Source organism: Polaribacter sp. HA6-7 (assembly GCF_055693625.1).
Genome location: NZ_CM146338.1, coordinates 1,077,528 through 1,099,641, shown reverse-complemented (window position 1 = coordinate 1,099,641; position 22,114 = coordinate 1,077,528). Strand labels below are relative to the sequence as shown.

General features: G+C 30.7%; 13 protein-coding genes and 5 pseudogenes. 1 reads left to right on the top strand and 17 read right to left on the bottom strand.

The window, feature by feature from the left end:
- Nucleotides 1–57: 57 nt before the first annotated feature.
- The 17 genes and pseudogenes from ACZ1HD_RS06010 to ACZ1HD_RS05930 form a co-directional block, all read right to left on the bottom strand.
- The gene (locus tag ACZ1HD_RS06010) at nt 58–723 is read right to left on the bottom strand and encodes a hypothetical protein (RefSeq protein ID WP_472688908.1); all 666 of its coding nucleotides are present in this window, start codon (nt 721–723) and stop codon (nt 58–60) included.
- Nucleotides 724–1,089: 366 nt separating this feature from the next.
- Complete coding sequence (locus tag ACZ1HD_RS06005) at nt 1,090–2,445, bottom strand: MFS transporter (protein WP_472688907.1); 1,356 nt, start codon at nt 2,443–2,445, stop codon at nt 1,090–1,092.
- Between the two features lie 75 nt (nt 2,446–2,520).
- Nucleotides 2,521–4,016 (bottom strand): annotated as a pseudogene (locus tag ACZ1HD_RS06000) (glycoside hydrolase family 30 protein).
- A gap of 7 nt (nt 4,017–4,023) precedes the next feature.
- Nucleotides 4,024–5,034 carry a glycoside hydrolase family 2 TIM barrel-domain containing protein gene (locus ACZ1HD_RS05995; RefSeq protein ID WP_472688906.1) on the bottom strand — a complete coding sequence of 337 codons (1,011 nt, stop codon included), beginning with the start codon at nt 5,032–5,034 and terminating at the stop codon, nt 4,024–4,026.
- An 8-nt stretch (nt 5,035–5,042) separates the two neighbouring features.
- Nucleotides 5,043–6,321: pseudogene (locus tag ACZ1HD_RS05990) on the bottom strand (glycoside hydrolase family 17 protein).
- Nucleotides 6,322–6,336: 15 nt separating this feature from the next.
- Nucleotides 6,337–9,769, bottom strand: a pseudogene (locus tag ACZ1HD_RS05985) (hypothetical protein).
- Nucleotides 9,770–9,901: 132 nt separating this feature from the next.
- On the bottom strand, nt 9,902–11,614 hold the full coding sequence (locus ACZ1HD_RS05980; RefSeq protein ID WP_472688905.1) for a glycoside hydrolase family 16 protein: 1,713 nt from the start codon (nt 11,612–11,614) through the stop codon (nt 9,902–9,904).
- A gap of 31 nt (nt 11,615–11,645) precedes the next feature.
- A complete protein-coding gene (locus ACZ1HD_RS05975) occupies nt 11,646–12,908 on the bottom strand; it encodes a carbohydrate binding domain-containing protein (protein ID WP_472688904.1) in 1,263 nt (420 codons plus the stop codon).
- Entirely contained in the window at nt 12,875–13,636 is a 762-nt protein-coding gene (locus tag ACZ1HD_RS05970) for a hypothetical protein (protein WP_472688903.1), read from the bottom strand. The genes ACZ1HD_RS05975 and ACZ1HD_RS05970 overlap by 34 nt, the downstream gene beginning before the upstream one ends.
- A gap of 10 nt (nt 13,637–13,646) precedes the next feature.
- Nucleotides 13,647–15,135 (bottom strand): annotated as a pseudogene (locus ACZ1HD_RS05965) (RagB/SusD family nutrient uptake outer membrane protein).
- A 10-nt stretch (nt 15,136–15,145) separates the two neighbouring features.
- Nucleotides 15,146–15,811 (bottom strand): hypothetical protein, encoded by a 666-nt coding sequence (locus ACZ1HD_RS05960; RefSeq protein WP_472688902.1) that lies wholly within the window; start codon nt 15,809–15,811, stop codon nt 15,146–15,148.
- Between the two features lie 188 nt (nt 15,812–15,999).
- Nucleotides 16,000–16,716 (bottom strand): hypothetical protein, encoded by a 717-nt coding sequence (locus ACZ1HD_RS05955; RefSeq protein ID WP_472688901.1) that lies wholly within the window; start codon nt 16,714–16,716, stop codon nt 16,000–16,002.
- An 86-nt stretch (nt 16,717–16,802) separates the two neighbouring features.
- The gene (locus ACZ1HD_RS05950; protein ID WP_472688900.1) at nt 16,803–18,212 is read right to left on the bottom strand and encodes a SusC/RagA family TonB-linked outer membrane protein; all 1,410 of its coding nucleotides are present in this window, start codon (nt 18,210–18,212) and stop codon (nt 16,803–16,805) included.
- 208 nt (nt 18,213–18,420) lie between these two features.
- Nucleotides 18,421–18,921, bottom strand: a complete 501-nt coding sequence (locus tag ACZ1HD_RS05945) for a helix-turn-helix transcriptional regulator (protein WP_472688899.1) — start codon at nt 18,919–18,921, stop codon at nt 18,421–18,423.
- A gap of 180 nt (nt 18,922–19,101) precedes the next feature.
- Nucleotides 19,102–19,206: pseudogene (locus tag ACZ1HD_RS05940) on the bottom strand (triple tyrosine motif-containing protein); the annotation flags it as partial.
- A 236-nt stretch (nt 19,207–19,442) separates the two neighbouring features.
- On the bottom strand, nt 19,443–19,865 hold the full coding sequence (locus tag ACZ1HD_RS05935) for a hypothetical protein (protein WP_472688898.1): 423 nt from the start codon (nt 19,863–19,865) through the stop codon (nt 19,443–19,445).
- A gap of 41 nt (nt 19,866–19,906) precedes the next feature.
- Nucleotides 19,907–21,226: a two-component regulator propeller domain-containing protein gene (locus ACZ1HD_RS05930; protein ID WP_472688897.1), complete on the bottom strand. Its 1,320-nt coding sequence runs from the start codon at nt 21,224–21,226 to the stop codon at nt 19,907–19,909.
- 293 nt (nt 21,227–21,519) lie between these two features.
- On the opposite strand from ACZ1HD_RS05930, the gene ACZ1HD_RS05925 reads away from it, so the two are divergent.
- Nucleotides 21,520–22,065, top strand: coding sequence for a hypothetical protein (locus ACZ1HD_RS05925; RefSeq protein WP_472688896.1), 546 nt, complete (start codon nt 21,520–21,522; stop codon nt 22,063–22,065).
- Nucleotides 22,066–22,114 lie beyond the last annotated feature (49 nt).

Genomic DNA, 22,114 nt, shown 5'->3' with positions numbered 1-22,114 from the left:
TTGCTACATCATAAGAAAATCCAAAAGCGTAACTATCATCTGCAGTATTAAATGCATTTACATAACCATTGTAAGTTTTAGAACCATCAATAGTAACACCATCATTGGTAGTATTTCCGAATCATTGCTTGCGTTTTCAGTAACTACAACACTTCCTAATGATGTTTCATTTGCAGGGTCTCCTAAAGCACCTGTAACAGAAAAACCATACTGAATTATAAAACCAGATTGCAATTCTGCACCTGTTGCAGACACAGAAAAAGAACTCATTCCGTTTGTTAGCACGATGTTTTTATTAACCACAGTTGCATAACCATTATTGGGATCTAAGGCTTTTATAAAAGCAACAACTTTGTACGCTGAGTTTATAGTATGAGCATCTAAATTTGCAGAAAAAGTTAAATCCGAACCTGCTAATCCGTTATTTTCTACGTAAGAACTTGCCTCTATATACTTATTTGGCGTTGTTGTATTATCAAACCAAGATGGATTTGTATTTTCTGCTGACCAAATTGCAAAGTTAGGTTGTAATGTAACAGATGTAGAAGTAAGTGTAGTTTTTAAATTTGCCACATCATAACTAAATCCGAAAGCATAACTATCATCCGAAGTATTAAATGCGTTTACATAACCATTCCATGTTTGAGAACCGTCTACAGTAACAGAGTTTTGAGCAAACCCAAAAGCAGTTATTAAAAGTAAAAGTAAAGTAATTTTTTTCATGTGTTAATTGTTTTTTAGTTAATAAATCAATATTAAACAATATAATTAAACAATCCTTAAAAAACACCACAACAAAAAACATACATCATAAAAAAATGATTGATATATTATGAAATTACGATTAAACAAGCAATAGCCAAGGAAAAAGTATAAAAACAAAGAAACTTAAAATAAACAAACTTTAAAACAAAAGCAGTTTGTATGGGTAATGTATAGTTAGAAGATTCGATAAAAAGAAATAAAAACCGAAAAGAAACATCAACAACATACTAGAATTCAGATAATTGAAAAAAACTTAATTATAACTTAGAGGTTTTAAATTAAACTTGTTGTGTTCTCGTTTTAGTTAAAAACTAAACTATTTAGCTATTTGTTATTGTTTCGCTTATCTAACTCAGCTCTAATTAAAAGCGTTTTTTCTTCAGTAACATCATAATTTCTCATTACGTACATTGCAGCTAAAGTTCCTAAGATTGGTAATCCTGAGAAGAAAATTCTTAAACCAAACATTGATTCTTCAGTTTGAATCGCTGCACCAGATTCAAAGTTTACAAAAGTTAAAATTAATCCACTTAACAAACCTGCAATTGCTAATCCAAATTTAACCATCCACCAATAAATCGCTCCAAAAATACCTTCTCTTCTTTTATTTGTATTTAACTCATCGATATCAATAACATCAGAAGTCATAGACATCATCAGGGTAAATAAACTTCCAATGCCAAAAGAAAAGAATGGCAATGCAAACAAAAACATATAGGGTTTTCCAGGAATAAATAAAAACCATAGTAAAATATACCCAACTACAGAAATTCCTTGAGAAATTAAAAAAGCTTTTTTCTTTCCCATTTTTTTAGACATTTTAGCAACAATAGGTATTACTAAAAAAGTAGTTACAATTGCACCAACACTTCCAAATAAAGTAGGCCAAAGACCAAAATTAGATTCGTTTCCGGCAAATAAGTAATATTTAATAATGTAGTAAGAAAAACCTGCAATCGTATTAAAAGCGTTAAATATTAAAAAAGTAGCAATGCATAATTTTTTAAAAGGTTCAATTTTTAAAGCAGCTTTAAAACCTTCTATTATTTCATTAAAACTACCACCTATGTTACCTAATGTTAAAGACGAGTAGTTTTCATTTAAGGTTGATTTACTTTTGATAAATATTGCAGGAACCGCTGCCAAAAAAGCACAAGCTATCGCTACATATATTGCTAAAGATCTTGTTGCAACATCACCAGATTCAAACAATGTTGTGTCTGCCATTAAAACCCAAAACCAAGGTGCAATTACCCAAGCCCATTGCCCAATTAATTGTGCAGTTGCCATTATATTTGTTCGTTCATGAAAATCGTCACTCATTTCATAACCCATTGCCACATAAGGAACACTAAAAATGGTTAATCCTAAATAAAAGACAAAAGACCAAAGTAAAAAATACGTAAAATTATAGTTTACAGAGTTTGATGTATACATTTGCCACATCAAAGCAAATGAAACGCCCATTATAATTGCACCTATTAAAACATATTGCCTTCTTCTACCCCATTTCGATTTCGTATTATCTGAAATAAAACCCATAATAGGATCTGTAATTGCATCGAAAATTCTAGGTAGAAAATATAAAACACCTAACATCCAACCAGGGAAACCTAAATTTTCTACTAAAACCACAGTAAAAATACCTAAAACTGCCGGAAACATTTGATTTGCCAACATCCCTAAGCCGAACGCTACTTTTTGCCCGAAAAAAACTTTTTCTTTTTTGATAAATTAGCTGTTTCCATATTTCTTTTAGTTTGCAGGAATAATTATTGTTTGAATTGCTTGTGCATCAATTTTTACAGACACCGATTTCTCTAAAAAATTTAAAGTGAAACTTTTTTGATTTAAGCCTTCGTTAAAAACTACTACAGCAATAGAATCGTCAGGATTTTTTGCCGCTGTTACTTGTAATTCTTTATCAGAATTTGTTACTTCAATTATTGAAGCTTCTGGTCTTATAAATTTGCTAAAATGTGCTAAAGTGTAATATATTGGTGTAAAATACACTTCATCTTTCTCTGGATCTACTATTACAGGAGCAACACACCAATTCTTAAACCAATTTGGTCCGCCTTGTGTATCTAAAACCATATTCCAATCTACCCAACCATCAACATAATTATTTAAGCAACCAATAATATCTCTTGCATATCTATTTACAGGCGCGTATTTAGGGTGTAAATATCTATCCTTTTCAGAAGCCCAATCCCAACCCCAATCTGTTGCTTCTTTAGACCAATACCATAAATCATCTCTCCATTTTGGCACTTCAGAATCTACACAACCTTCTGTTTCTATTAAATATTTATCTGGAGATTTTTGATGTGCATACTGTAAAGCTTCCGGAAAAACCTCATACGTACTTTCATACCAATGAATTGCTGTACCATCAAAATACTTGGCACTTTCTTCTGTCTTATACATTTCATCTACCCATTCTTTTAAGCCAGCTCTATTTTGATCGTATCCTAAAATTTTAACTTCCGATTTACCATCTTTTTCTAATTTTGGTCCTAAATGATTCTGAACAAAATCGGTCATTTCTTTTGGTGAATAATGCATGCTTTCCCAATTATTACCATTTCCATGCGGTTCATTTTCAACTGTAAATCCCCAAATATCTATTCCTTCACTTTTGTAAGCGTCTAAATACTTAGAAAAAACAAGGCCCATGTATCATAATATTTTGGCAACAATTTACCGCCAACCCAACTATTATTATCTTTCATCCAAGGTGCAGCAGACCAAGGAGAAGCAATTATTTTAAAACCATCTTTAGAAATTGCCATTGCATCTTTTATCATCGGTATAATATCATCTTTGTCTTCGGCAACAGAAAAATGTTTTAATTCTACATCGTCTGCAACTGGTGTATAAGAATAATTTGATAATGAAAAATCACATGAATTCATATGCGTTCTAGTAAGAGAATATTTAGCGCCGGACTCTCCAAAATATGCTTCTAAAATTTCATTTCTTTTTTCTTTACTCAATTTGTTTAACAAATACGCAGAAGACTCTGTAAAAGAACCTCCAAAACCTGTTATGGTTTGAAACTTCTTTTGATCGTTAATTTTTATTATTGATGAGTTTTCATCACCGAAAAAAGGCTTTATTTTAGACAGCCTATTTCCTTTGGCAGAAGTTTCATAAATTTCTACATCTAAAACTTCTTGTTTTTTTTCACAACTTAGTATCATCAAAATTGACATAAATAATAAGACGCTTTTTAGATCTATTTTCATAATATTTTTATTTTTTATCTAAAGACAAATACACGTTTTTCACGATAGAAAAAACCTCTTTTTTCTTTCTATTAATATCTACTATTCCCCAAAATTCTTCGTTGGGCGCGCCATCATATGGCACCCCGTAACTATTAGGAGCCCAACCACCAATATCTTGTTGATTGATATTACCTGCTTTCCATAAACCATCTGTAAAAGAAAACAATGTTATACCGTTACCCTTATCTTTATTCGCAACAATCTTGTTTAGAATTTTTGAAGTAGCTGCTGCTTGTGCCTTCTCATTAATTCCTTTTTCAAAGCCATCTTTAGCAATAGTCATATAGCTATCACTACCTGCTTCTGATAAATACATTGGTTTAGAACTGATTTGTTGCCATTGCGTAAAAATTTCTTCAGGATTATCCCATCTGTAAACATTCATTCCCCAAACATCAATATTTTTTCCTTTGGCATATGCAATAGCATCCGGCAATTCACCATGCGCTGTTGCTACCGGATGATTACTATCTATTTTATGAATTGCTACTGCAGCCTTATCCATAACATTGTACCAGTTTAAAATATCACCATCAAACCATTCAGGATGATAATTGTATTCATTACCCAACTCCCACATTAAAATTGCTTTGTGATTTTTAAACTTTTCTATGTAGTCTAAATAAGAGCCGTAATACAAATCGTTTATACCATCTTGTTTATACCCAAACCCAATAATTACTTTAATTTCTGCTTTTTCTAATTTATTTAAAACAATAACGTCTGCAATTGGTTCATAAACCCTTATTGTGTTTATGCCTGCTTCTTGCATCAATTTTAAATCTTGATCTATACTTTTAAAACTTCTTTTATTACTTCCTTTAGGAACCGGATGGTAACAAATTCCTTTAATAAAATAAGGTGTATTATTTACCAAGATTTTATTTTTCGAAACACTTACAACATCGATTTCTATCTCAGAATTACAAGAGATAAAAAGAAAGGTCAATAAAAATAACTGTATGTAATTTTTCATTTTAAATATTATTCAAGAAGTAAAACCTCTTCCATTAATTTCTGTTTATTACCATTGTAAGACTTTACAATTGGCAAATTATTTCGTGTTAATGATTTAAAGACATTTTTATCTACCAAACGCCAAAGCGCAAATTTTGCCTCACTTTTATTATTAATTAATCCGAAGTGATTTTCTGATCCTTCAGGATTTTTAGCGTCTTTCCATTGCTCATCAAAAGCTTCAAAATAAAAACATGTAATTCCGTTGCTATTAGACCAATCTCTCATTGCTTTGTAATAAAATGCCTGCTTATATTCGTCTGTTGCTTTAGATCCTTTTGAACCATAAAAGCCATTAGATTTTGTTGCCCAACCAGTTTCTCCTATATGAATCGGTTTTTGAACACCAAGACTTTGAACATATTTTTTTACATTTTTATATTGATTTACTGCATATTTTGTAGCATTTTTCATCAAAGAATCTATTCTTACTTCCTTAGAAACATCAGCATCTTTAACATTATTAACTTTCCAAAAAACCGGATTATAATGTGTATCATGCATTGGATATGTGTGCATAGAAATAAAATCTACCGCCTTAATTAATCGTGTTAAATCTTCTGTATGGTAAGATTTATCTCCGCCACCCCAAGAAGCAAAATTATCTGAACTTGTAACCCAAAGGTCACTTGGCAACTCGCCTTCTTTTTTTAATTTTTGAAGATAATTCACCCATTTTAGTATCACTTTTGGCTGAACATAATAACTTGTCGCCCATTTTACCATTGCCTCATTACCAACAGAAATAATTTTTACAATTTCTCGGGTATTTTTTTGCCAATGTAACAGCTGTTTCTATTTCAATAGCATTCCTTCTACTTTCTTCAAGGTGATTAGGTTTTTTACCATTATTATTAAAAGCATTTTTACAATCGATCCATGCACCTAACATCACGTACATTTCAAAACCATTTTCTTCTTGCTTAAGTTGATTAATAGCTTCTAATAAATTTGCTGCTTGTTTTAAATGAACATTGTAAGTTCTTAGAACTTTAATTTTCATCGCAGACAAAATTTTTAAATCATCTTTTAATTCTTTGATTGTAGGTTGAATATCTCTTGAATTTTGTCGATATCCGCCATACGAAATAGCCAAATACTCTTTATTCCCTAGAATTTCTGATGCTGATAAATTTCTAACATCAACCTTGTTTTTAGTTGCATTACCTTTGCACGAAACGATAAAAAAGAGCATAATTATCCATATAACATAAAGGAAACCATTCATCTTTTTTATCATTTTCATCTTTATTATAGTTTATTAAAATGAAACTTTAATACTTGCCACCTCATTGGTTCTTTTGAATAATTTTGAACTAACTTCCGAGTTAATTCTAATTTTTCAAAAACATCTTTATCACCATTTTCATAAAAAATAGTTACATTTTTAGTGTCTGATTTCTCATAAACTATCGGCACTTGGCAATACGTAAAACTCAATTGATTTTCTAAAACTTTAATTGTTTTTTCATCACCGTGAAACTGCTACATAATTAAATAGTTTTTCTGCTGATAAAAATTCTGATGTTTTTAATAAACGAGGATTAAAAACAATTTTTCCTTCTTTCACAAAAACACCTAACTCACCGAATCGACTTAGTATATCTTCCTTTACTTGCCCAGTCATACCAGGTTGTTGCGCTCCTTTACCTGCAGGAGTATGAGAATAAGCATCCGTAGGAAAGGCTCCATAAAGCTTTGGTGATTTGTGCACACCAATTCCTGCATGTATTTCGTAGTAATGATCTAAAAGTCTTCCAATAATAGCCTCATCTTCATTATTTCTTACCGCTAATAAGCAGTTTTCTTGCACAGCAACTAATAACTTAGAAACCATATGCCAATAAATTGAACCTAAACCTTCGTAACCAAAAAATGTTCCTGAACGACCTGTAAATGATTTATGATCAAAAATATCTTCAAAAATTGCAAAAACTTTAGCTGAATCTTTCTCTATCAATTTTTGATATTTTTCTTTTGATAAATTATCTAAAGCTTCTTTTAAGCTATTTGCATTATTAAAATTACCGTTAAAATGATAATTTCCTAAAATATCTTTTTCTATAATTTCTTTGTTGTTTTCTTTTACTAAAGCTGATAATAATTCTGAATTTTCTACACTATTTTTAGAGATATTATTCTTCTTTGTAAAGCTTGGTAATTCTTTATTAGGATATAAAATATAACTGTACTGATCCTCTCTAAAAAGTGCACTATTTTTTAAACCATCTAGTAAGCCTAGTGCTTCTTTTGGTGATAAATAGCCGTAACTTAAAACAGCAACTTGCCCCTCTAACATTTCTGATAGATAAGAAATAGAAACCTCTTCTTTATTTTCTATTGTCATTAAATTATAAGCATGAAACATATTATCATTACGCTTGTTTGCTCTAATCGAATGCTCTAAATATGTATTTGTAACGTTTATAAACGCTAATAAATCTTCCTTAGAAATAGTTTTTTTAGTTGTAGAAAATCCGTTTTTATAAATGTTTAACCTGTATTTACTTGCAGATTCCCCTAAACTATCTAATACTGTTTTTCTTTCTTTATCTGTAAATTCTCTAGATAAAATAGATTGATGCTTATTTAAAGTAGCTAACACTTCATTGAAAAAAGTTTGTAATTCAGAAGAAATACTTACTTCTGTAATTGAAGAGTCATTTACTATATTCTCGTAAAAATTTAAAAATCTGCGTAAATAATATAGTGTAACCATAGAAACACCATTACCAACTAAAGCATTATTGGCATCATTCCATTCTGGTCGTTGGGTGTTCAACCAAATACCTGCTTCTGGTATAAAATTAGAAACCTTTGCCAAAACAGTTGCTAATAGTTTTTCTATTAAATTAACTTTATAAATCTGACTGTTTTTAGCTTCTAAAAGTGCTCCATCAGCACCAATTTCACTTCTTTTTTGTCGATTTCTGCATTTAATTGGTAATCGAAATCAATTGTATCTTTCGGGTTTTCTAATATTTCTTCGTAAGATTTAATTTTGTAAGGTACATTGGCATATACAAAAATATCTTCTGTGAATAATTTTGTCAATTCATTAGGATAATGTTTTTCGATAAACTCTAAAAACTTAAGCAAATAAATAATTTGATGATCGCCCCAATAACCAATATAAGACCACGGATCATGCTCTTCGATAACTTCCCAATCGAAACCACCTTTCGTTACTCTATAAGGATTGTAACCATCAAAAGTAGTTGCATTTAAAAACTTATGAATCATACTCTCGATAAACTCCGGATAAGCATGCGCTAAAGCCTCCCAATTCTGAAAAATATCACGCCAGTTTCCTTCGTAATCTAAAACCTTAGAACCATCAACCTCGTTTTTCGTATTGATAGAAAACTTATTCCATGGTCTACTCGGGTCTCCGTGTCTTCTACTAAATTTTAAAGGTAAATACTCTAAACATAAACGTTTAAAATCTTTATCTGAGCTCGAATTCGCAATATTTTTTACTTCAGATAAGTTAAAAACAGCTGCTAATTCATTTAAGTCGCTTTTATTCTCTTGAAACACATTTTTATTTGCTTTTTGCAAATAATTGATAAAATCTTCTTTTTCGATAGAATAATTATCATCAAAAATTCCACCTCTCATTATATTAAAAAGCGTATTAGAAAAGTGTCTTGTATTTACTAAATTGTCTTCTGTTAACTGTAAACCATCTGCAGAGGCTGTTAATTTTATTAAGTTTTTTGTCCCTAAATCAATATCATCTTGCAATAAATTTTCTACTGCAGTTTTAGATTTTATTATTTCAGAAATTTCTACAACATCACTTACCGATTGATTTACATTAGCAACTTGTAACCATTTTTTTCTGAATTTGAGGGTAAATTGAACTCAAAAGCAGTTAAATACGCACCTTTTTCTGCTTTTACAGCTGTTTCTTGCTCTAAAGCAAAACCTCTTCTAAAGTTATTAATTTGCAATGATGATAATAAATAAGTAGGATTATTGATACCTAAAGACCATACAATATTTGCTTTTAACGCTTCACTAGGTTCTGCTTTATCTACAATAATTGCGCTTAAAGCATAAATACCTAGGCCAACATTTTCTTCTAATTCACATTTTTTATAAGCATCTGCCAAATTACTAACATTTGCTTGTAAATCTGACCCAATACCAAACGGAATTATATCTTGAAAACCATCTAAAGTTTCAACATTTACATTGGCATTAGCATTGTTTACTAAGGTTGCTTTTCTAACAAAACCAAACTTATCACTAGAATTCCATTCATACTTAAAAGTTAATTCTAAATCGTTATTAATTTCTTCAAAAACAATTTTATTACCAAAAGTATTTTTATAAATATTTCTTGTTATATCATACAAACCAGCTTGTCTCTCAGAAAAAGGTTCCCAAAGTTTTGTGCTTTCTTGCGCTATAATTCTAAAAATAGTTTTACAACCTGTTGTTTCTGCTAACGCTGTAATTTTATCGTCTGTATAATAAGGAAATAAAGCATATTGAGCATTTTTTCTACCAGCAGTTAAGCCACCATTACTCGACACAAACATCCAATGATTTGAATCTGACACAATAGTCATAAAAAAAGGACGCATTGTATGTGTGTTTTCAATCTTATAAAAAGACTCTTTTCCTATAGTTACTAATTTTCCGTTATTAGTTACTGTTGGTTTATCTTTAAAAACAGTGCTCATTTACTTCTTTTTTTGATTAATTAATTTTAAATTTTGATATAAAAATCTTGCATTCAAAATTTTAAGAATGTATTATTTTAGATCTAAATACCGATTGTTAACTTATTTAAAGCTACTTATAAAAGTTTTTATTTATTGAAATACTTTGATGTAATCTACCTCCATTACATCTTCTGTAAAAGCAGGATCTACATCACCACCAAGTGTACCTCCCATGGCAACATTCATTATAAAAAAGAAATCTGCATTAAAAGGTAAAGAAGCATCATTCTCTAGTGTATGGTACGCTACATTGTCTATAGAGAATTTAATTTCATTTTCAGACCAATCTATTGTATATACATGAAATTCTGTTGTAGATGTTGGTAAACTCGTAGACATAGATGGGCCACCACCAGCAAAATTACCTGGATAATGTATAGTACTTAAAACAGTATTTTTGTCGTTTCCTTTTTGTTCCATGATATCCATTTCTCCTGCATTTGGCCAACCAACAGAATTAAAGTTAGCTCCTAACATCCAAATTGCAGGCCATGTACCTTGCGATGCAGGTAGTTTGGCTCTAATTTCAAATCTTCCGTAAGTAAACTCTTGTAATCCTTCCGATTTTAATCTAGCAGAAGTGTAACCCGTACCATTTTTCTTTGCTTTAATTTTTAAACTTCCGTTTTCTACAATTACATTTTCTGCATTGTTTGTATATGTTTGAAGCTCGTTATTTCCCCAGCCACCTGCACCTAAGTCATAAGTCCAGTTTGCAGCATTTGGCGCTCCATCAGTATTAAAATCATCTTCCCAAACTAAATTTGTAAAAGCAGAAGTTGTTGCAGAACCTGGTTTTACTGTTGTAAATTTAAAATACCAAGCTAAATTAGGATCTACACCATCTAAAGTTCTAACATACATTTCTGTTTCAGAAATTTCTAAAATTTCGAAACTTGTAGAACTAACATAATATGCCATAAAACCGCCGTTAGAAAAATTCATTTGTGTACCCCTTGGTTGAAAAGCAGGATCTGCTACTAATGACCAATCTTCTGATGAAGGTGCTAATGAAACATTACTATCGAATGAAGTATCAAACGTAAAACATTCATCTCCGTTTGCTCCAGAACCACCAACAACTGTTTGGTGAGCTGCATTTCCGTTGAAAAAAGTTTCTCCTTTATTATCTAAAGCATACGTCATTGAGCCATCTTCATTAATTGTAAATGTTAACTCATCGTCTGAATAACAGTCGTTTGTTGTACCTGCAGCTGCTGCAAAAAATGCTGGATAATAATATTGGCTTGGTCCGCCATTAATTTGAATATCAAACGCTAAAGAAGGGCCAACACCTAAAGCTCCATCAACAGTATTGTCAATATACCAAGTTTTAGAAACTGGCGTTGTAACTTCTAAAACATCGTTACCAGCAGCATCTTTAGATAAAGGTGCACCAGATAAAAAAGATCTTGCTTGAATATCATCAAAGGCACTAAAAACCTCTAAAAGTACTGTAGAAGATGATGAAACACCACCTTTACCAGATGCAATAATTGTTACATTATATGTATTTACACCTGTTTTTGTAAATCTGTGCTCTACTTCTCCGCTAGAAGAAGCCACTTTATCAGATCCATCACCAAAATTGTAAATATAACTTACTGCATTGTTCGCAGTGGCTTTAAATTTTACAATTCCAGATCCATCACCATAAACATTGACGTCATCTTTTCCTATAATTTCATTTTGAATATTAATATTACTAGGAACTGCTATTTGACCAAATTCTTGATCTTCTTCTTGACAACTAAATAGTGTTATTGTCAATGAAAATAATAGTATATATTTTAATGTTTTCATTTTTATATTTTTATAAAGTTATCTTTTAGATTTAATTACTAGATAATGAAACATTATCAATATTTACTTGCCCTACAGCTGCACCTAAATCAAAAATTACTTCGGCATCTGTTGCTCCAAAATCAGTTGCTGTTAAGCTTACACTATAAGTTGTTACTTCTGTTGTAATGTTTACAGTTTCTGATGTGTTAGACCAAGGTGCTGCACTTAAACCAATACCGGCAATAATTGGTCTATTTACATCAGACCAAGCATCAAAAGTTAATGTGTATGTGTTCCCTTGAACTATTTCTACCTTCTGACTTAAGTTTACATCATAAGGATTACCAGCAGCTGTTACATTAACAGAATAATACGTATTGCCATTATCTGTAACTACTGGTGCAGATGAGCTGTCATCTACTCCTATTAACCAAGATTCGCTTCCGTTTTCAAAATCTGAATTATTTAAAACGTTTCCTTTTCCCACTATTAATGATACGTTATCAATATTTACCAAGCCAACTGCTGCACCAATATCAAAAATTACTCTCGCATCTATTGCTCCAAACTCTGTAGCCATAAGTGTTATTGAATATGTTGATCTTGTTGTCGTAATGTTAACCGTTTCTGTTGTATTAGACCAAGGTGAAGCACTTAAACCAATACCGGCAATAATTGGTCTATTTACGTCTGACCAAGCATCAAAAGTTAATGTGTAAGTATTACCTTGAATAATTTCTACTTTCTGACTTAAGTTTACGTCATAAGGATTTCCGGCAGCTGTTACATTTACAGAATAATATGTATTACCATTATCTGTTACTACCGGTGCAGAAGAGTTATCATCAACACCAACTAACCAAGCTTCACTTCCGTTTTCAAAATCTCCGTTTGTTAATAAACCGTCATTAAAAGTAGTTGAAGCATCTGGTTCTTTATAGAAATAGAAATTATCTATATAAACTACATTCGAAATGCCATCAGAATCAATTAAAATTTGAGTAATCTTATTTTTATTTGCCAGATCACCGCCGTCAAAACCTGTAATATCTAAATCTATACTTTGCCAAGAACCACCAACGGTTGTACCTAAAGATTCTTCATCTTCACCTCCGTCTACTGTGTTTACTATTTTAACCAACAACTCATTTATAGCGTCATTTGGCACCCAATAATCTATGTGTAATTTTTCCATAGAAGATACATCAATACCGCTATCGTAATTGGTAACCATACCCACAAAATCTAAGTTTGTTAGTTTCCAAACATTGTTATTATCTATTGTAATTGCCTCGAAACCGAAGAAGACCACGTTGTAGGTAATTCGTTTAATGTTACATCGGTATAAGCATCACTAAAAATAGAAACAACGTCTTCTGCTTTTCTATTCTTCGGATTTGGTGCCGCTTCTAATGGCGCTAAAATTTCTGTTACTGTAAATTCTTCTGTATATTCTAAAGTTGCAATTGCCGCTCCTTTTGCTACAATTTTAATTGAATAATCACCTGCTTCTTTATAAAGGTAAGAAATAGTTTCACCTATATTACCGGAAACTGGTTCTGTTGCATTTACTTCACCTGAATAAAAATCGAACATTGATGCAAAATCTGCATTTACCGTAATATTTACCTGTTTAGATATGGCTGCATCATTTTCTAAAACTACAACTATATTCTGAGGTGCTTTAAATGAAACTACCAATTGTTGTATGGCTTCAGTTTTATCTCCGTTTAAATTATAAGCAACAATTTTTACATCGTGCGTACCTTCTGTATAAACATTAGATGCACTTTCGCCTTGTTCTAAATTAACAGGCGTAGTAGTATCTGCATCAAAATAAACATCGTAATTAGTTGCTCCTTCTGCATTTGGCGTAATTGTAACTTCGCCAGTATTATCTTGCTTGATATTATAATTAGCTGTAACATTTGTTGGTGCTGATATATTATCTGCAAAAGAAAGGTCGTTTAAATTATCTTTACACGCTGTAAACAAGATCAACACGATAAAGAATCTATATATATTATTTATTTTTTTCATCTTTTAACTATTAATTGTATCCTTGATTTTGAGACCAACGATTACCTGTTAATTGAATTTCTATTGCCGGAATTGGAAACAGCTCATTTTTACCCGTTTGAAAACCGGAAATATTCGCTGCTGCTTCTCCCGTTCTTACTAAATCGAAAAATCGATGCCCTTCACCAGCTAATTCTAATCTTCTTTCATTAAAGATAATAGCTGTTAAATTTGCTCCTGTTTCTGAGATATTGTGTAACATATCTCCAAAAGCACGTTGCCTTACTAAATTTAAATACTCTAAAGCCTTAGCATCATTTGCCGATGGTTTTCTATTATGAGCTTCTGCAGCCATTAACAAAACATCTGCAAAACGAATTGCTCTGTAATTATTTGGATTTGTTAAATTTCTATCGGCTTGTGCATCTGTACCTCTTTTTCTTGGTAGATATTTTTTATTAAAATAACCAGTATGTTCGAAACCAGTATTAAATTCTGCTCCTGTTTGAGTTGCCCAAGCATTGATATCTAAAATTGTAATATCTTTTCGCATGTCACCGTCTTCAAAAGCATCTACTAAATCTTGCACCGGCACGTTAAAACTAAAGCCGAGTAAACTCCGGTCCTTCATAACCTCTTACACCGTTAAAACCAACAGCAACATTACCTTCACTACACTGTAAACAACCAAAACCTGCACCTTGCGTTTCTGTATATTGAACCTCAAACACAGATTCTACACTATTTTCATTATCATTTTCAAACAAATCCATAAAAGTTGCTGCATCTGTAACTAAACTATGCGGTCCGTTTAAAATTAAATTATCTAAAACATCGGCAGCTTCTGTAAATTTATTCTGATATAAATATGCTTTACCTAATAAAGCTTCTGCAGCTCCTTTTGTTACTCTACCAGTTTCTGACTGAACGTATGGTAAATTGTTTGCAGCAAAAATTAAATCTTGTTCTATTTGTGCATAAACCTCTGATTTTGGAGTTCTATCTACATTAAACTGATCTCCAAAAAGAATTCTTTGATCGACAACCAAAGGCACATCACCAAACCATTTTACCAACTCGAAATAATAATAAGCTCTTAAAAATCTTGCTTGTGCTACAACTTCTTCTTTACCAGAAAAATCTATTTTGTCTTTAAATTCTAGTATATAATTCGCTCTGTTTACTCCTGCAAACATCCAACCCCAAATATCTCTTAATTGCTGATTTTCGGATGTATGAATCATGTCATCAATTTCTTGAATAGCGACTACATCTGTTGCACTTTCTCCGCCAGCTAATGTATTATCTGATGCTATTTCACCTAACAAAACGTTTAAATATGAAGATTGTAACATATCATAAGCTCCTATTAGAGCATTTTGATAATCTTCTTCTGTATTAAAATAATCTTCTGAGTTTTCTGCTGTCGATTCTACATCAACAAAATCATCACTACAACTCGTAATTAAAATTGAAGAGAATAAGAAGAAAGCTAAATATTTTATATGTAATTTTTTCATGGTCTATTTTTTAAAAATTAACATTTAATCCTACTAAAAAAGTCTTTGGCGTTGGATAAAATCCTTGATCAATTCCGCCACCAATCGGCGCTCCGTTAGAAGTTGTTGGGTCGTAACCTCTATATTTTGTTAACGTAACTAAATTATTAGCTGATACATAAAAACGGAATTTGCTTAAACCTACTTGTTCTAATATTTTTTGATCTAAAGAATATCCTAATTGTATATTTTGCAACCTTACAAAAGAACCATCTTCTACAAAAAAGTCAGAAAAAAGTGAGTTACTGTTTGCTCCTGTTGTAACTCTCGGAAAAGTATTTGATGTTCCAGCACCTGTCCATCTATCTAAATAATATCTTGGTCTGTTTGTTAATGGTAAATTTCTTTCGAAGTTTCTTATAATTTCATTTCCTAGAGATGCAAAAGCATACATGTTAAAATCGAAATTTTTATAATCAAAAGAGAAATTTAAACCCATAGTTACATCAGCAATAGGATCTCCGATATAGGTTTTATCTTCATTTGTAATCTCACCATCGTTATTGATGTCTCTAAACCTTAAATCTCCAGGATTTGCATTTGTTTGTGTTGCGTGTGCATCTACTTCTGCTTGTGTCTGAAAAATTCCGTCAGTTTGATATCCGTAGAAATAACCAATTGGCATGCCTGCTTCCATCCTAGAAGGAGGATCTTGACCTACGCCAAAAGAACCGCCAAATAAAACGCCGCTTTCATTACCTACAAATAAAACTTCATTTTCTAAAGTTGTGAAATTGTACTTAATTCCGAAGTTAAAATCATCTGAGATAGTTTCTTTATAACCAATTGAGAATTCGAAACCTTTATTTTCTACAGTCCCTGCATTTACAATAGGACTTCCGAACCTGGTGCAGAAGCTCCTAAGATTCCTGAAACTTCCGGATTTAGTAATAAATCTTCTGTTCTTTTGTTAAAATAATCTGCAGTAATATTTATCTTATTAAAAAGCTCTAAATCTACACCAATATCTAAAGGAATTTGTTTTTCCCATTTAATTTCTGGATTCGAAATTGCCCCAAGTGCAGTACCAAATTGTAATTGATTGTTAAAAACATATTCTCCTTCTCCTGATAATGTAGAAACAAAACCGAAGCTCGAAATTCTATCGTTACCAATTACACCATAACTAGCTCTCAATTTTAAGAAACTTAATACAGAACTATCTTCTAAAAACTTTTCTTTAGAAGCTACCCAACCTACAGATGCAGTGGGGAAATAACCAAATTTATTTTTAGGTCCGAAATTAGAAGATCCATCTCTTCTAATTACTGCCGACATTAAATATTTTCCGTCATAATTATACTGTAATCTTGCAAAATAAGATAATAACCTACTATCAAAAAAACGTCTTGGTTGATTACTTAATGCTAAATTATCTTGCGATGTATCTGAACCTGCAACACTAACACTTTCTAATGTATTACCATTGGCTCCAAAACCTAATAAATTAGATTCGTTAATTCCTTGAGATCTAAAAACCGATGTACCTAATAACACTTTTACATCATGAACATCATTAAATGTCTTTTCATATTTTAACAAAGCATCAAAAGTATAATCTTTATAAGTTTGTTCACTTTCAAAAACAGATGAAGTATTATTTGCATCTGTTAAATCTGCAAGAGCACTTACCGTATTAAAAACCTTACCGAACCATAATAAACCTCTGGACTATAACTTTTAGTTTTTACTGATGCATGGTTAAACTGAATTCTAGATTCAGCAGAAAATCCGTCTAAAAAAGAATAATTTAAACCATAACTACCCGCAAATTTATTTACCCAAGTTCTATTGTAAGCATTCTCTGTTTGTGCTAAAGGATTTACAACTTCTATACCAACACCTGTATTTGGTGCAAAAGAATAATCGCCATTAGCATCTCTAACAGAAATATTAGAAGGCATATTTAAGGCATTAAATAACACAGAACCCAAAGCATTTTCTCGCAAACCTCTTCTATTTGTATTTGTATAAATTGAAGAAGAAGTAAACTTTAAATTCTTTAAAATATCTGTACTAAAATTAAATTTAGCTGTAGTTCTATTAAAATTCGCTTTAGAACCACCTACAATACCATCTTGATCTAAATGAGAAGCCCCAAATGAATAGGTAGATTTTTCGGTACCTTTAGTAGCATTAAAATCTATACTAGAAATTGCTGCATCTTTAAAAACTTCGTCTTGCCAATCTGTACCAACACCCAAACCAGATATATTACTAAAAGGTAAAGACTCTGCGTTAGCGGCAAAAGCTTCATTCGCTAAAAGAGCATACTCTGTAGCGTTAAGTAAACTGATGCTTCTTGTAGTTCTTTGAAAACCTGCATATGCGTTTAAGTTATATTTAAACTCAGTATTTTTTCTACCAGATTTTGTTGTAATAATGATAACTCCATTTGCACCACGAACACCGTAAATACCAGCAGAAGCATCTTTTAAAACATTCATAGATTCGATATCAGAAGGATTGATGACACTTAAATCTTCTATTACATTACCATCTACTAAGATTAAAGGATTGTTATTTCCGTTTGTAGAAATACCTCTAATTCGAATATTTAAAGCAGCACCTGGTGCACCAGAAGAAGATGTTATGTTAACACCAGCAACTTGCCCTTGTAAAGCCTGCTCTATTCTTGTTGGCTTTAAATTCTGAATTTCTTCACTAGAAACTACAGCAACTGCACCTGTAATTTCCTTTTTTCTTTGTGCGCCGTAACCAACTACAACTATTTCATCTAAAGATTCAGATTCTACTGTTAAGGATACATTTAAATTACTAGAAGTAACAGTAACTTCTTTTTCTGCATAACCTAAATATCTAAAAACTAAAATTACTCCTTTATCTATATTAGTTAAAGAGTAATTTCCATCGAAATCTGTATTTGTTCCTTTAGATGTACCTTTTAATATTACACTAACTCCTGGTAGCGGATCGCCAGTAGCGGCATCTTTAACAACACCTTTTATATTTACAGTTTGTGCAGTTGCACAAAAACCTATAAATAATAGAAGTAAAAATGTGATTTGTTTTCTCATAAATAAAGAGTTTTATTTTTTTGATAAATTTAACATCAATAAATTATTAAATTAATAAAAAACACCTGAACAAAAAACATACATAGCAATTTTTATCTAAAAACACTTTATAATCCCTTATTTTACATGGAAAGATAAAGCCTCAAAAACTTAAGTTAAATACAAATGTTGTGGTTATGTATAGGTCTTAACACCTATTGATGTGGTATTAGATATCCAAAATATAATTTGTTAAGTTGATATCGTGATCCAAATCCATCTTTTTACGCAATCGATACCTCTTTACTTCAACACTTCTTGGTGATATATTTAACAAAGGAGCAATCTCTTTAGAAGACAAATTCAATCTAAGGTAAGCGCACAACCTCAAATCATTAGGGGTTAAATTTTGATGCCTCTCTTTCATCTTATCTAAGAATTTTTGATCTGCATTATTAAATGCTTCTTGAAACATTTTCCAATCGTCTGTATTGTTTAAATTCTTATCTATAATTTTAACAACCTTCGAAATGTTTTGTTCCTTACCTTTAAGAAGTTCGGTTTTTAAATTACTTAAAAACTCATTTTTCTTAATAATACTCATTGTAGATGTTGCCAATTCTCTATTTTTACTAGCAATATCATTTCTTAATTTTTCATTATTAAGCTTGATAATTTTTTGAGAACTTTCTAATTCTTTTAGCTCTAACTCTTTTTGGGCTTTTAACAAAAGCTTTTGCTGTTTATCGTTGTAATATTTTTTAGATAAAACATACCAAATAAACACCATCAAAATAAAAATCAAAATATATACTACAATTGCAAATTCAGATAAAAACCATGGCTTCGCAATATTAAAGTTAAAACTAGCTACATTACTACTAACTTTACCAGATGCTAAAGCTCTTACCTTAAAAGTATAATTACCATGTGGTAAGTTCTCAAAGAGTGTTTTATTTGATTCAGAAAAAGTACTCCACTTACTATTGTAACCTTCTAATTTATGCTGATATATTAAGTTCGCTCCACTTTTAAAACTAGGAACACTGTAAGAAAACTCTACGCTATTTTCCTTAGTTTTAAAATTAGCTTCTTTGGTTAAGTTTACATTTTTAAATGGCTGATCTATTTCATAATTAATAATATTGGTTATATTAATAGTAAAACTCTTAGGAAGCTTTATCTTGTTTAAGTCTACTATTAAGTATCCGTTTATTGTACCTATTAAATATTTTTCATTATCTAAATGAATTATATTTTCGAAACCGAAGCACCTTTATATAAAGTATTTTTAACTGGAATAATATTTAAATTTGGTTTATCACTTAAAGCTCCAGGACTTAAATATCGAAGTCCATCACTTGTAAAAGACCACAATTTATTCGTTGTATTATCTGCAATTAATTTTGCAGATATAAAATTTCTTTTTGGCAATAACTCACTGTAAGTAGAATCAATTTTAAAAACATTATTAGTAAAATCATATTTAAAAACACCTTCTTTAGATGCGTATAAAGCTTCATCTTTATATTTAAGTAGACTAGAATGTAAGCCTTTGCGAACAGACTCTTCTTTTTCTAAACTTATAACACTTCTTAAATCTGCATCAACCTTTAGTTTAAAAACTCCTTTATATTCATGATTTACAAAAATTTCAAAGTTGTCAAATATCAAAAAATATCTACTAGAGTTTTTAAAACCACTAATCTTATTTCTTACAACCCAATTGTCATTTTTTTCTGTAAAACATATAAACCGTCGTAACTTCCTTGTAAAACAAAGTCTTTATCAAAAGATTTAAAATCCCAACTTCCTTGGGAATCAAAGATTAATTTTGCTTTTTTATCATCAATTATAAAAGTTCCTGAATCATGACCACAAAATAAAGTTCCCTTAATTGATTTTAAATTCCAAACTTGACCTTGCGTACCTTTAACAAAAGTAAAAGGTTCCTTTGTATTGTATTTTTTAACAAATAACCCTTGGTTTGTTCCTAAATACATATTTCCTTTATGTAATAAAGATGTATAAATCGTACCCAAAAACTCTTTTTGATTTGAAAACGTTTTAAAAGGAGAATTAAAATTCACAAGATTAATTCCGTTATCTAAGCCTAACCATAAATTTTTTTCAAAATCTTCAAAAATAGATAATACTGTGTTATTGCTTAAGCCTAAATTCTGATTGAGTTCATATTCAATTTCACCAAATTTATTTAAGTATAGTAATCCATTAGAAATTGTACCTAAAACAAAAGATTCGTTTGCCAATAATTGCGCACTATAAATAGTATTATCTTCTAATTTAGTAGCTGCTTCAATTTTCCATTTTTGCACTTTGTTATTCTCGAAGTAATAAAACCCTTTATTTTGTGTCAAAAAAAGAGGTTTTCCATTAAAGTGAAAAATGTTTGTTAATTTGTTATTTTTAAATATTTCATTTTCAGAAACCAAAAGAGACGCGCCATTTTCAATTCTAAACAATCCCTTTTCGAAATCTTGAAAATAGACTACATCTTTTACTTTAGCAATCTTTGTAATTTCATTAAAACTTTCTATAATTTTTATTTTCTGAGTTTCTAAGCTGTATAAATATATTCTCTGCAAAGACTTAAACAACACCCATCCATCCAACTCTATTATCTCCCAAATTTGCTCATCTTCTAGCATTTTTACCTTTTCAGTTTCAACCAAAGAAGAAAATTTAAGTAAACCAAACTCATCCTTTTCCCAAAAACCAAAATCCATAAAAAATCCTGTATAGATTCTGTTAGAAATGCATTTTACAGAACGCATTATAGTTTCGTTTGGTGTAATGTACAACTCCCAATCTTCCCCGTTATACTCTAACAAACCCTTGTTATTTGCTACATATATATATTTATTATCAGATTGTGAAATAGACCAATTTTGATTTTCACCACCATATTCTTCTGTTGTAAAAACATCGATTGGCGGCACTTCTTGAGAACATAAATCTCCCACAACAAACAACAAAAAAACAACAACAATACTTGTAGATATATAATTTTTCATATTTTAAATATGTATGGTTTTATTAAATAACAATTGCTTAAAATTAAACATTTTATAAATATTAGTATAGTTATTTTTAATATATATTTTATCAAAAATTTATTTCACCTTAATTAAAAATATCTTTAATTAATTAAATTTAATCCAAAAAAGAAAACACGTGTAAACACCTAGTTAACAAATCAAGTATTTATGACTTAAAAACCTAGTATTTAATTGATTGTTGTATTGTTAAAATTTTAACATTATATTTGCATTTGACACTAGTGTTTTTAAACAATAAATCTTATTAAATGACAAATGTTTTTCTTAGGATTCTTGAATTTGGGGAAGTTCAGAATCTAAAAAACAAAAGAAATAACTTTACATTATCTTTTTTGTTAATTGCATTTTTAACAATTACTAATAATTCTTACTCACAAACAATTCCTGGTACAGGTACAGTAACCTCAAATTGCGGTAACTGTACACCTACAAATTGGTTAGATACTGGTGGTACACCAGATATTTCTAATAGATTTAATACCGGTGGACAAGGAAGTGCTGGTGGTAATGCTACTTGGGTAAACCCTCTACCTCTGCCTCCAACAGGAGACTTAACATGGGTATCTATTAGAGATATTGGTGATGGTATAGGTTTAGCTGGTTCAGAAGAATCTGTAACTGCTATTATGGGAGAGTTAGTAGCAAACAAAATTTATATTTTAAAAATTTACACACTTACAGCTTTATCAAATGCAGACGGTACTGATCCAGCCAATTCTTATTATTCGGAACTTATATGGATCAATTTGATTTTGAAATCGATAATAATGGAAGACAAACTATTTCATCTATAACTAGAGATAAATGGGGAACTAACAATATTGTTTTTATTGCACAACCTAA

Coding starts and splice junctions, on each gene's coding strand:
- ACZ1HD_RS06010 (WP_472688908.1), bottom strand. CDS start 723: ATGAAAAAAATTACTTTACTTTTACTTTTAATAACTGCTTTTGGGTTT.
- ACZ1HD_RS06005 (WP_472688907.1), bottom strand. CDS start 2,445: ATGTTGGCAAATCAAATGTTTCCGGCAGTTTTAGGTATTTTTACTGTG.
- ACZ1HD_RS05995 (WP_472688906.1), bottom strand. CDS start 5,034: ATGAAAAATTACATACAGTTATTTTTATTGACCTTTCTTTTTATCTCT.
- ACZ1HD_RS05980 (WP_472688905.1), bottom strand. CDS start 11,614: ATGAAAACATTAAAATATATACTATTATTTTCATTGACAATAACACTA.
- ACZ1HD_RS05970 (WP_472688903.1), bottom strand. CDS start 13,636: ATGAAAAAAATAAATAATATATATAGATTCTTTATCGTGTTGATCTTG.
- ACZ1HD_RS05960 (WP_472688902.1), bottom strand. CDS start 15,811: ATGGAAGCAGGCATGCCAATTGGTTATTTCTACGGATATCAAACTGAC.
- ACZ1HD_RS05950 (WP_472688900.1), bottom strand. CDS start 18,212: ATGAGAAAACAAATCACATTTTTACTTCTATTATTTATAGGTTTTTGT.
- ACZ1HD_RS05930 (WP_472688897.1), bottom strand. CDS start 21,226: ATGAAAAATTATATATCTACAAGTATTGTTGTTGTTTTTTTGTTGTTT.
- ACZ1HD_RS05925 (WP_472688896.1), top strand. CDS start 21,520: ATGACAAATGTTTTTCTTAGGATTCTTGAATTTGGGGAAGTTCAGAAT.